The sequence below is a fragment of the Paenibacillus sp. FSL H7-0357 genome (assembly GCF_000758525.1).
In the GTDB taxonomy this organism is placed as follows: domain Bacteria; phylum Bacillota; class Bacilli; order Paenibacillales; family Paenibacillaceae; genus Paenibacillus_AQ.
The window spans coordinates 4948457-4961536 of record NZ_CP009241.1 but is presented as its reverse complement, the minus strand read 5'-3'; the positions used below and the strand labels follow the sequence as shown (position 1 = coordinate 4961536).

Genomic DNA, 13080 nt, shown 5'->3' with positions numbered 1-13080 from the left:
CACATGCCTCTTCACTTTGTTCGGCGAATCGCAGGAAAAAGAAAAACATCCCGCTTATGATAGAACTATAGAAAAGGAGTGGGTGGAACATGATCATTATGCAGGCTAATAAAATTTACAAAACCTACGGAAAAAAATTCAATAAACAAGAGGTCTTGAAAGGCATTGACCTTCAAGTAAATAAAGGCGAGTTTGTCGGCATTATGGGGGCGTCCGGTTCAGGGAAGACGACACTGCTGAACGTGCTGTCCTCCATTGACCGCGTAAGCCAGGGGACGATCGAAATCGAAGGCAAGGAATTTACGGGCATGAAGGAGAAACAGCTGGCTGAATTCCGCAAGCATCACCTCGGATTTATTTTTCAGGAATATAACCTGCTGGATACACTGACGGTCAAAGAAAATGTGCTGCTGCCGCTGTCCATCACAGGTATTTCCAAGAAAGATGCCCATCAGAAGTTCGAACAGGTAGCGGGCGAACTGGGGATCTACGAGTTGAAGGATAAGTACCCCTCGGAAATATCCGGCGGGCAGAAGCAGCGGACATCGGCGGCAAGGGCGTTTGTGCATGACCCAAGCATCATTTTTGCAGATGAGCCTACGGGGGCGCTGGATTCCAAGTCGGCCTCTGACCTGCTGAACAAGCTTTCTGACATGAACAGCAAACGCCAGGCGACCATCGTCATGGTTACGCATGATCCTGTGGCGGCCAGCTATTGCAGCCGGGTGGTGTTTATCCGTGACGGGCAAATTTATACGCAGCTGAATAAAGGTGATGAGTCCCGGCAGTCCTTCTTCAACGACATTATCAAGACTCAGGGCGTATTGGGCGGTGTCCAGCAATGAGCCTGAATTATATCGTTCTGCGCAATCTGAAAAAAAATATTAAAAATTATTATCTTTATGTTTTTGCCTTGATCTTCGGTGTTGCGTTGTATTTTTCCTTTGTGACCCTTAAATATGATCCGGCCATGGACGAAGTCAAAGGTTCGGTAAAGGGTGGGGCAGCTATCGGCACCTCTTCTGTGCTGCTAGTGGTCATTGTTGCGATTTTCCTGCTCTATGCCAATACGATTTTCATTAAACGGCGCAGCCGGGAGATCGGCTTGTTCCAGCTGATAGGACTCACCAAGGGTAAAATCTTCAAACTGCTCAGCGCGGAGAACCTGATTCTGTATTTCGGTTCCATGATCATCGGAATTGGTGCGGGATTTGTGATGTCCCGGCTGATATTGATGATTTTGTTCAAAATCCTTGAAGTGGATGAATTGGCCAAGCTGCGTTTCTCCACGCAGGCGCTGCTGCAGACCGTGATCGTTTTTGCCGCGATATACCTGCTGATTATGATCATGAACTACGTGTTCATTAAAGGGCAGAGCATCCTTTCCCTGTTCAGGGTCACTTCCACGACTCAGGAGCGGATTAAAAAAATGTCGCTGTGGGAGATTATCATGGGGTTGCTAGGCATCGGATTTGTTGCGGGGGGGTATTATCTGTCGACCCAGCTTTTCGGCGGAAAGTTCAATGCCATGAACGAATTAATGATCATCATGATCTTGGTTCTCGGCTTAGTCATTGTCGGCACCTACCTCTTCTATAAAGGTTCGGTCAGCTTTGTATTCAACGCGATCCGCAAGAGCAAAAAGGGTTACCTGTCTATCAACGAGGTACTGTCGCTCTCATCGATCATGTTCCGGATGAAATCGAACGCGCTGCTCTTGACGATCATCACGACGGTTTCTGCACTGGCCATCGGGTTGTTGTCTTTAAGCTATATCTCCTATTATTCGGCGGAAGCGACAGCCAAAGAAAGTTCCCCGCATGATTTTGGCTTTGCCCGGACCGAGGCGAAGGAGAAGTTTATTCAAGCGCTCAATAAGGAGCAGATCAAGTATAAGGAAATTGATATCTATCCGGTTGGGGTGGATGTAGATGCCACTCAAATTATGGACGTGTCACCGTTCACAGCTTCCGAGGACCGCATCCTATCCACCTCTGTTGTCAGTGACATCAGCATCGAAGGTGTAGAATTGGAACCCGGTGAGACCCGTCTCATGGGCTACAGCAATGCTCTGGAAAAATTAATAACACTGAAAGAGACCGGAGAGGTTGGGTTCCTGACTTCAAGCGGGACGATTAAGCTGCAGCTGAGCGGTGTATCCAAACAGCCTACCCTGCCTGTCTATTATGCCTCCGGCTCCGGAGTATTCGTGGTGGATGAGTCCGTTTATCAGGAACTGGTTAAAGTGCTCGACCCCAAACTGCAAAAAAAGAAAGAAGTAGCGAATTATTATGGGATTGAAATTACCGACCGGTCGAAATTGGACACCGCGAATCAAATTTACGAGAACCAGGCTCCGCAGGAGCCAAGCTTTTCCCAGCATGAGTACGAAATGAACCAGCGGAGTAATATGGGGATGATTATGTTCATCGTCGGGTTTCTGGGCCTGACCTTCCTCATTACCTCAGGCTGTATTCTTTACTTCAAGCAGATGGATGAAGGCGAGGAGGAAAAAGGCGGTTATACCATCCTGCGCAAACTGGGCTTTACCCAGAGCGACCTTCTGCACGGCATCCAATTCAAGCAGCTGTTCAATTTCGGCATTCCGCTGGTCATCGGCCTGAGCCATAGCTACTTTGCTGTCAAATCCGGCTGGTTCTTCTTTGGTACTGAAATGCTTACACCGATGATCCTGGTCATGCTGTTCTATACAATACTGTATTCGGTCTTCGGCTTCCTGTCGGTGCTCTTTTACAAGAGAGTGATCCGTGAATCGTTATAGAAATTACAGCAGTCTGCCTTTCCGGCAGGCTGTTTTTTTCGTTTTTAGGGCGATGTAATTTTATGCCAATGAACATCAGACTGGATGTGGTTATACTGGTGTGAGGATTGCTTACTCCGGTATAAGCCTGAAACGGCGGGGCCAAAATAACCCGGACTGGCGGACCTGCAGTCTCCGGTATGCTAGTTGAAAGCAGTTTGTGTAGACGATAATTGTTTATTTGTCAGGTATTCATACATAAAAAACAAACGATTTGGAGTGGAAAATGGTTTATTGTACGATTTTATAATTTCGTGTAATACTAGGTGACATCGAAGGCGCTGTTAACTATCGATCAGCACTAGAAGATATGTTTTCTGACATCAAAAGGGGAAAGGTGATGAGAGAATGACAAAAAGATGGTCTAAGAAGTTGGCAAGTCCGGCAATGGGGGTTATGTTAGCCTCCGCAATGCTGTTATCCGCATGTTCTTCCAAGGAGGACAATACAAGCGGAAATGCCGGTGCGGCTTCCTCAGCGCCTGCTACATTAAAGGTAGAAGTGTTCGACCGCGGGAATACACCTTCCGGCTATACGATCTCAGACAGTTATTTAACGAGACTTGTGCAAGAGCGGTTCGGCAAGCCGAACAATATTAATGTAGAGTTTGTCCCTGTCCCCCGTTCGGAAGAAATCCAGAAGCTGAATGTATTAATGGCCAGTAAAAGCGAAGTGCCAGACATTGTCTTTACCTATGATTCGGGAACGTTCAACCGATATGCGGAGCAGGGCGGGCTTACAGACCTTACAGAACTGATCGATCAATATGCACCCAACCTCAAAGAGTTTCTAGGCGAGGATACTTTGGCCTACGGACAATATAAGGGTCAGCAATTTGCTCTGCCGGGCAGAAGACTTGTACTTGGCAAGTATGCCGGATATATCCGACAGGACTGGCTGGACAAGCTGGGGCTGCCGGTGCCGCAGACTACAGAAGAGCTGTACACTACTCTGAAAGCCTTCAAGGATAAAGATCCGGGTGGAACCGGTGGGAAAGTCATTCCATTCGGTGTGAGTCTCGCTGCCGCACAAGTTGAGCCGCTGATCTGGTCATTCATCGAGCCGCTCACTGATGAGCAACGCTACACCCTGACCCAGCAGCTGGGATCCAGCGATTACCCGACCCTGCTTCCAGGCTTCAAAGATGCGCTGAAATTTATGAATAAACTATATAATGAAGGCCTGATGAGCAAGGATTTCGGGCTGGACAAGGATAAGAAGCAACTGTGGCAGAATCTGCAGAACGGCCAGATTGGTTTCTATACGGAAGATGCGGGAGAGCCGTACTTCACCTGGAATGATTTCTATGAGAATTTGCAGAGTAATGTTCCAGGTGCTTCGATGACGCCGGTGGATGTATTCACTAATGCTGAAGGTAAACATGCCAAGCCGGCTTATGCCCCTAACGCTATGTATGTCATGATCCCGAAATCCAGCAGCAATGCTGTAGCCGCACTGAAATATTTGGACTGGATGGCTTCGGGAACAAACCTGTTCGATGTTCAGTTCGGTGTGGAGAATGAAAACTACACATTGGTTGACGGTGTGCCGGTGGTTAAGGCGGATGCAACTCAGGAAGTGACGGATCGGCTGTACAACTTTGGCGACATCGCGATCATTGTAAACGGCAAATTCGCCGGTGACGATGCCAAGAATGAAGCGGCATATATCGCCCAGACACCTGAGAAATTCCAGGCAGACATGCGCAAATCCGTAGAAATCTCCAATGTCGATAAAATTCAGCCGGTGCGCTTTGATCATCCCATTGAGGCGGAAGCGAAATATGGAACAACACTGGCCGACAAGTTTCAGGAAATCATTGTCAAGCTGACGATGATCAAGCCGGAGCAATTCGACAGCACTTATGATTCTATGATTAAAGATTACATGTCCAGTGGAGGGCAGGCTATTCAGGATGAACGTACCGCAGCTTACAAAGAAATGACTTCTAAATAAAAAGCACAGATGACGGCTTGCTCTGGTGGAAGAGGCGGGAGAAGTCTCTTCCACCTGCCGGCCGTACACAGAGAAGGAGGGTGAAGGCAGTGAAGAACACCGTTTATCTACGCAGAAACTGGCAATTATACGCTCTGCTTGTCCTGCCGGTCATTTACTTCCTGATTTTTAAATATGGCCCGATGTACGGCGTACAGATTGCCTTTAAAGAATTCAACTTTTTCCAGGGCATCGGCGGCAGCGAATGGGTCGGATTGGACATTTTCCGTGAAGTATTTCATAACAATGATTTCTTCAAGGCACTGCGCAACACGCTGCTGCTTAATCTGCTGGATCTGATCGTCTCTTTTCCGGCTCCGCTAATTTTGGCCATTTTGCTCTATGAGCTGCGGATTGGCTGGTTCAAAAAGCTTGCCCAGACCATCCTTTATATTCCCCATTTCATTTCGTGGGTGATTATCGGCGGGATTGTGCTGCAGGTATTCGGCACCGAATCGGGGTTCATTAATAATGTGATTACCGGGCTGGGGCTGGAGGCCATTCCATTCCTCTCGGACAAAAATTACTGGCTGATTACTTATTTGCTGGTCGGCGTATGGCAGAGCGCGGGCTGGGGAACTATCCTGTACCTGGCGGCATTGACCGGGATCAACAAGGAATTGTTTGAAGCTGCCGAGGTGGACGGTGCGGGGCGGTTCAAGAAAATCCTGCATATCTCCTTGCCGGGTATCAAAACAACCATTGCCACACTGCTCATTATCAACCTGGGAAATATGATCTCTATCGGCTTTGACCGTCCGTTTATCGTCGGCAATGTGGCCGTCCGGGATTACTCCGAGGTGCTGAGCACCTTTGTCTATCGCGTGGGTATTGAATCGGGACAAATTTCGCTGGCTACAGCTGTAGGGTTGTTCCAGGCACTGGTAGGACTTGTTTTCCTGCTCGGTGCAAACTATACATCCAAGAAACTGGCGGATGAGAGCATACTTTAGACCTGGCCGGACGAAATAGAGACTAAGGGGGAAAATAGAATGAGCGAGCGCGCATCCAACCGGACATTTGATGTCCTTAATGTCCTGATTATTGTTGCTGTAATCCTGCTGTGCCTGATGCCTTTTATTCATATTGTAGCCATTTCTTTAAGCTCTAGCCGCCCGATTATGTCGGGGCTGGTGACCTTTTTCCCAAAGGAATTTAATGTTGAAGCGTATACCAAGGTCTTCTCTGATATGTCCATGATCCGCTCCCTGGGTTTCACGATCATCCTGACTATTCTGGCTACAGTGCTGTCTATGGCCATGACAATAGCTGTTGCGTACTCCTTGTCTAAAAAGGATCTGCGAGGACGAAAATGGTTCATGCTGATTATTGTAATTACCATGTTCTTCAGCGGGGGGATCATTCCGGATTATATCCTGGTGCGGAATCTCCATCTCCTCGATACGATTTGGGCGCTGGTACTGCCCGGATTAATCAGTCCCTTCTATATGATCATTCTGATCTCCTTCCTGAACAGCATTCCCAAAAGCTTGGAGGAGGCGGCAGAAATTGATGGTACTACTCACCTGGGCACCCTGTTCCGCATTATCCTTCCACTGTCGCTGCCGTCGCTTGCTACTCTTAGCCTGTTCTATGCCGTGGGCCGCTGGAACGGCTTCCAGGATGCTCTAATGTATATCAACAGACCTGATTTATATCCGCTGCAATTGAAGCTGTATCAGATGATACAGAACAATCAGGTAAGCGAGCTGATGCAGCAGGAGGGTCTCGGCATGGCCCAACTGATGCCTGAGAGCTTGAAGGCGGCCAGTGTTATTTTCTCCACCGTTCCGATTCTGATCGTATACCCGTTCCTGCAGCGCTTTTTTATCAGCGGCATGATGGTGGGTGCGGTCAAGGGCTAAGCTGAAAAGGAGGAGGAATAATGACGCGGACAATGATGGAGAGGTTTACGGATAGACAGCGCCACCTGCTGCTTCAGTCCATGACGCTGATGGATTCGCTCTATGACGAAGGGATGGGGCTGCTCAGAGATGAAGAACAGAATGACCAGCATAATACACGCAGCAGTGCCCACTATGCGCTTGGGCTGCTTCTCAGAAGCGGCACCGGTGATGTCCAGCGGGCCTGCAGCTTGCTGGACCGGGTGATGGATTTACAGTTTAATTGCCCGGATGAGATCTATCACGGCACGTTCCGCGTTTCACCCCAGGCGGCTCTGCCTCCTGCAGGCAATTATGCGTGGAAGACATTCGCACCCGGCTTTGCCTTTTTCCTGAGTGAGACTACAGAGAAGATCGGAAAGCAGCTTAGCCTGAATCTTTCCCGGGAAGCGGGTCAGGCGCTGCCGGGACTGGATGATCGGGCGATTAGAAAGTGCCTGCAAGCCTCGGTGGATGACGTTATCCCTCCGGTGTGGAAGAGTTATGATCCCAATTGGCGGGAGTTTATTGCCAGCACTTTTGCAGTAATCCTGGATCAATTTGCAAATGTACTGCCTGGCGGACTGGTTCAGCGAATGGATGAATCTATGCGCATAGCGGTCTCAACTTCAATCGACAGGCGTTTATCTGATGCGATACCAATGAATTCCAATATTGAGCTGATGCATATATTTATTGTTCATTACTATGGATACCGTTTGGAGAATACAGCATGGATAGCCCATGGCGACAGGGAAGCGGTGGAGTTCCTGGCTGCTTTTGAGGAGTTCGGGTCCTTTGCGGAATTCAATACAACTACCTATTACGGTGTGGATCTTACAGTGCTGGGAATGTGGAGAGTCTATGGACGTTCAATGACATTCAAGACAATAGGCCATACCCTTGAGCGGGGACTTTGGGAGAATATTGCGTTATTCTATAATCCGGTTCTGGAGAATCTGTCCGGTCCGTTCTCCCGTGCCTATGAAATGGAGATGACAGGCCACAGCTCTATCGGTGTCTTTCTGTACCTGGCACTGGGAGAAGGATATGAACATTTAGCCGGGGTCAACTGTGAGACGAGCCATGATCCGCTCATCGCATTGGTTGGTGCAGACATCCCTGCGGAGCTGATGTCGCAGTTTATGGTGCATGGGGGAGACCGCAGAGTGGAGAAGCAGTTCCGTGAGCTCTGCGAAAGAGACAAGCCTGACGAGAACCGCAATCTTTGTACTGCATCGGCATGGATTGAGCAGAACCGGATGATCGGCGCGATGTCGGGAAGCCGCAATACGAACGGGCAGATGCATCCGGCAACCATTCACTGGAAAACTCCGGACGGAGTCCCTTATTATCTGCGTCTAATCCGCAGGGAGAAGGGCAAAAGCTGGAACTCCCATTTGCGTGGGATGACCTTTGAAGCGGCAGTGGAAAAGGATCTGCTGGCGGTTGAGGTCCGGCTGGAAACGGAGCTTGAGATTGAGGTGGTATTTGAAATTAGCGGCTCCGGATTATCCGCTGCCCAAATTACCCCTCAGCACTGGACATTCCCGGGTTTGTCCTGCAAGGTGGCTGCTGAAGCACCGGAGCCATCCGTGATACGGCATGAGCAGGAGAAGCTTCTGGAGATTGTTTATGTGTACCATCCGGCAGCAGGGAAACAGAGCATGAGCTTTACGCTTGGGATCGACCCGGTTTCTTGATAGAGGAAGGCCTGCGCAGATAGACCTCAAGCAAATGGCGGGGTCTATCTTTTTTCTAAATGGATAAGAAAAGGGGGGCGAAGTGAATGGCAGCACAGGAATTGACCGGTTATCAGGCGGGGATTGATGTTGGCGGTACGAAGACTATGTTCTGCATTACGGGTGCAAACGGCGATATTCTCTTGCTGGAGCGCAGAAGCACAGCTGCCCATGGCTCGCCCGAGCTTTTTTTTGACTGGCTGTTTGTTGAACTGAAGCATCTGCTGCAAGGGATTTCGCTAACCCTGAAGCAGTTGGAAGGGATCGGTATTGGATTCCCGGGGGTGATCGGTGACACAGAAGGCCGGTTGAGCCAGGCTCCGGCTCTGCCCTGGCCGGTGGCGGATATCCGGCCGGTTATCCGCCGTTATTATGAAGGGCGGCTGTATCTGGACAACGATGTTAATCTGGCACTGCTTGGCGAATGCTGGAAAGGTGCCGCTGCGGGAAAAAAACATGTGCTGATGGTGACGGTCGGTACAGGCATCGGAAGTGCGATGCTGTTGAATGGCCAGCTCTATAAAGGAGCGGATAATGCAGCGGGTGAAGCCGGGTATATGGTTGTTGATGTCGGGCTTGCCCGCAGCAGGGGCTCCGCTTCAGGAGCTGACTTCGGGCCGCTCGAAGCTGTTGCGTCAGGCAGCGGCATCACGGCACTGGCCAGAGCCCGCTTTGCCGATTCTGCGTCCCTGACTGCTTCACGGATTCTGGCGCTTGCCGGGGGCAAGCCGGAGGAGATAGAAACCCGGCATGTGCTGCAAGCAGCGGCGGAGGGGGATTACGCCGCTCTGGAGATCATGGACAAGCCGCTGGAGCATCTGGCGGCAGGGATTGCCAGCGCTGTGGTGCTGCTGAATCCGCAGCTTGTCGTACTTGGAGGCGGTGTTGCTGCTTCCGGTGATTATTATATGAATGAAATTCGCAACCGGGTAAATGCCTATCTGCCGTATCCGGTTGACCTGGAAGCGGCAAAGCTGGGCAACACGGCTGGTGCGGTTGGAGCGGTAGCAGCCGCTGCAAATATCTTGTGGTAAAGGAAGAATGCACCATGGAGAATACGGCGATAATACCATTGGAAGCCAGAACGGAACTGCTTAAGCTCCGCTTATTATATTTGTTGACCGGACTGGCTGGCGGTCTGTTTAATCCTTATTTGACCACCCTGTTTGTACACCAGGGTATCGGAGCCAATCTTGTCGGTGTGCTAATGTCAATTGGCACCCTTCTCTCTATCATCGTACAGCCGGTTTGGGGCCTTTTGGTTGACCGGTACCGCCAGACGAAGCTGGTGCTGCTGCTCAGTATATGCGTACCGGCTAGCCTGTCCTTTTTCTACGGATTCAAATATGTTGCGGTGATTATTATGGCCTATTTCCTGTCCATTATCTTTCAGTCTACACAAAGCCCGGTCGCCGACTCCTATGCGGTTTCCGCAGCACAAAAAGGCCGTACCTCCTATGGGACGATCCGCAGCCTGGGCAGTCTGGGTACGGCGCTGGGCGGTTATGCCGGCGGACTCTATCTGTCGAGATTCGGGATATCCCAGCTATGGATGCCGTTTCTTGCTTTAAGTCTTGCGGGGGCGGCTACGGTTCTGACATTGTCACGCAGTACCGAAAGGAATGCTTCTGCGATTTCACTTACGCAAGGGATCAGGGAGCTGCTGGGGAACCGTCTGTTTCTGATGTTTCTGGTGGCCTGCTTTTTTGTAAACCAGACGCTTACCGCGTATAATTCATTTTTTGTCCTGGCCTTTCAAGATGCCGGAGGCAGCTATTCTCTGGTCGGCACTGCGTTATTGCTCGCCTCGTTGACGAACATTCCTTCCATGCTGCTCGCGGCCAGAATTCTCAGGAGCATCGGCCATGAACGCACCCTGCTGCTGGCTGCATTTTTCTACGCGCTGCGCTGGGGCATTCAGTGGCTGTTCCCTGTACCGGCGGTCATGGTTGGCATCCAAGTACTGCACGGTTTATCCTTCGGGCTGTTCTATGTTGCGGCTGTTGAATATGTGGCCCAGGCCTCCGGCAAAAAAATGCAGGCGACAGGTCAAAGTGTGTTCAATATGGTATTTTCAGGTCTTGGGGGAATCGTCGGGAATCTGTTGAACGGCTATTTGTTTTATTCCGGAGGCGCGCAGATGATGTATTTGGCTTGTACGGTTAGTGCACTTATCGGCGCAGGCATGTTATATTGGATAAACCGAAAATCGAAATTGTCATCTTGAGTTTTATGTAAGACATCAGGCGGCATTTCTCGGATTCCATTCAAGAGGGGCGGGGAGTACATATGAAGCGGAACTGGTCGAGCAGAATGATGTTCTCCTATTTCCCGATCTTTTTGCTGACCGTGTCGATCCTGATCTTTCTTTCCTTTCTGATTGTAGGTGAACTTTCACGCAGCGAAACCAATAAGGCCAACCGGATCTCTACTGGATATGTAGTGGACACCTTGCAGAATGCTTTAAGTGAGGTGGAGCTATCCGTGCTTCAGGAGATGGAGACCAACCACGGCTACAGCGATTTTCTGAGCGGGCTGAGCGACGAAGGTGACCGTACCCGCCTGTACAGTTCCGTGAAAGACATGAGGGGAGTTCTTTACCGCAACCAACTGATCGACTCCATCTATATCTATCGTAAATGGGACGAAAAAGTGCTGACCCTGAACGGTCTGGTGGACAGGGATGTTTTTGCAGACCGTGATTATTTGAATCAGGCTTTGAAGGGCAGCAATGAACGGAACTGGAGCGATGTCCGTCCCCTCCGGCTCTTCAACTCCGACCAAACGGTGCAGGTCATCAGTATGTCCAGGCAGCTGCCGCTGCCATTCGGGGCGGAAGGTATGATTGTTGTGAACCTGAGCATGTACCGGATCGAACGTATGATTGATGATATGACGGGCGGCCAGGTATCCTTCATGCGGGTGGTGGATGATCAGGGGGACTTAATCTATGCCGCTCATCGGGAGAATGATATTCCGGAGGGCAGTGTGCTTACCCGAATCCGTTCCGACAATGTAGGCTGGACCTTTGAGAGCGGAATCCGCGCAGGCGAGCTTTTCGCCTGGATGTCCGTTGTTTCTTACCTCTGGATTATCATCGGTGTTCTGACCGTTGTTCTGGGAACACTCTATATTCTGTATATCACCCGCAAAAACTACCGGCCGATCAAAGCAATGATGAACCGGATTCAAGCGCTGCAGTTCCGGGAGGAAAGTCTCGACAGCACTTCACGGAATGAGCTTGTGCTGATTGATCAGGCGCTGGAAACGCTGATTAATCAAACGATGGACTATCAAAAGCAGCATGATGAGAACCTGCTGGTGCAGCGGCGTCAGCTTTTTTTGGATTTAATCGAAGGCGAACGCGTCGCTTTCCTGGAGGACAAGCTGGAGCGGTTTAAACCCTTCGCCGTAGGGGCCGTGCAATTCGCCTATATTGCCGCTGAAATTAATCAATACGATGATTTTCGCCAGAAATATCCGGCTAAGGAGCAGAATATGCTCAAACTGACGCTCATGAATCTGTTCCAGGAGCTTGCGGGCGATGAAGGCTTGCAGGGTTGGGCAGAATGGGTGAGCGGCAACCGGATCGGGCTGATGATCGGCTGCGGCGAGGATTTGAGTGCGGACAAAAACATGCTTAGAATACTGGCAGAAAGATGTCTGAGATGGGTTAGTGATAACTTGGGGCTGTCGCTGACGTTCGCTGTGGGACCGGTTGTAGATGGATTGGATGCTATTTCAAAATCCTGCACGGTGGCGGAGACAGCCCTGCAGCATAAGTTGTCACTCGGCAGAGATATGGTCGTGCTGAGTGACAGCCTTCCGGACCGGTCGACGCTGCAATCGTACAAGTATTTGCAGATGCTGGGCGAAATCGTGCGGGAATTCCGGATTGCAGATGAGAACTGGCGGCGGCGGGTGGATGAGCTGTTTGTCTGGTTCAGCGAGGATCAGATCAAGGATGAAGATATCCATATGCTGCTGCACACGCTGATTCAAATGCTGGACCGTGAGCTGGGTCAACTGTCGGACAGCCTACGCAGAATTTTCGGAGAACCCAGCCTGCAGGGATATTATAGTGAAATTGAGGCACAGACCACTCTGACGCAGGTTCACACCGTTATGCTGAAGTGGCTCGCTGAAATATACCGGATTTATGTGTCTGTGAATGAATCCAAAAGCTACCGGGCGATGATCAGCGAAATGAAGATATATATTGAGGAGAATTTTGAGAATCCAGATTTATCTCTTAAGCATCTGAGCGACCGGTTTCAAATCTCGGGCAAATATGCCAGTCACCTGTTCAAGGAAGAATTTAATATGAAATTCGTAGACTTCCTGACGCAGCTCCGGATGCAGCGGGCGGAATATTTGCTCGCGACAACAAGTGATAATTTACAGGATATTGCCCAAAAGCTCGGCTATACCAGCTCCATTACCTTTGGACGGGTGTTCAAAAGGGTTGTCGGTGTCACACCGGGCGATTACCGCAAACATCGGATGAAGCCGGGAGCGCAGGAGAGCAGCAACTAGATAGATTGAACTTGGAAAATTTTAAAAAAGGGTTTGAGTTTTAGCAAAAGAGGGGTTCCAAGCCAGAAATGGCTGGAGACCCTCTTTTGCATGGACTTAATAT

At 50.0% G+C, this 13080-nt stretch carries 9 protein-coding genes; all 9 read left to right on the top strand.

What is annotated here, in order from left to right:
* Positions 1–89 precede the first annotated feature (89 nt).
* The 9 genes from H70357_RS21730 (at position 90) to H70357_RS21690 (ending at position 12977) form a co-directional block, all read left to right on the top strand.
* Positions 90–845, top strand: a complete 756-nt coding sequence (locus H70357_RS21730) for an ABC transporter ATP-binding protein (RefSeq protein ID WP_038594028.1) — start codon at positions 90–92, stop codon at positions 843–845.
* Positions 842–2782: an FtsX-like permease family protein gene (locus H70357_RS21725; protein ID WP_038594026.1), complete on the top strand. Its 1941-nt coding sequence runs from the start codon at positions 842–844 to the stop codon at positions 2780–2782. Before H70357_RS21730 ends, H70357_RS21725 begins: the two co-directional genes overlap by 4 nt.
* A gap of 387 nt (positions 2783–3169) precedes the next feature.
* Positions 3170–4777 (top strand): extracellular solute-binding protein, encoded by a 1608-nt coding sequence (locus H70357_RS21720; protein ID WP_052092172.1) that lies wholly within the window; start codon positions 3170–3172, stop codon positions 4775–4777.
* An 89-nt stretch (positions 4778–4866) separates the two neighbouring features.
* On the top strand, positions 4867–5769 hold the full coding sequence (locus tag H70357_RS21715; RefSeq protein ID WP_038594023.1) for an ABC transporter permease: 903 nt from the start codon (positions 4867–4869) through the stop codon (positions 5767–5769).
* A 39-nt stretch (positions 5770–5808) separates the two neighbouring features.
* Positions 5809–6681 (top strand): carbohydrate ABC transporter permease, encoded by an 873-nt coding sequence (locus tag H70357_RS21710; protein WP_038594020.1) that lies wholly within the window; start codon positions 5809–5811, stop codon positions 6679–6681.
* Positions 6682–6701: 20 nt separating this feature from the next.
* The gene (locus H70357_RS21705; RefSeq protein ID WP_038594017.1) at positions 6702–8402 is read left to right on the top strand and encodes a DUF8769 domain-containing protein; all 1701 of its coding nucleotides are present in this window, start codon (positions 6702–6704) and stop codon (positions 8400–8402) included.
* A gap of 86 nt (positions 8403–8488) precedes the next feature.
* On the top strand, positions 8489–9475 hold the full coding sequence (locus tag H70357_RS21700) for an ROK family protein (RefSeq protein ID WP_038594014.1): 987 nt from the start codon (positions 8489–8491) through the stop codon (positions 9473–9475).
* Positions 9476–9489: 14 nt separating this feature from the next.
* Positions 9490–10668 (top strand): MFS transporter, encoded by a 1179-nt coding sequence (locus H70357_RS21695; protein WP_038594011.1) that lies wholly within the window; start codon positions 9490–9492, stop codon positions 10666–10668.
* A gap of 62 nt (positions 10669–10730) precedes the next feature.
* Complete coding sequence (locus H70357_RS21690) at positions 10731–12977, top strand: helix-turn-helix domain-containing protein (RefSeq protein ID WP_038594008.1); 2247 nt, start codon at positions 10731–10733, stop codon at positions 12975–12977.
* Positions 12978–13080 lie beyond the last annotated feature (103 nt).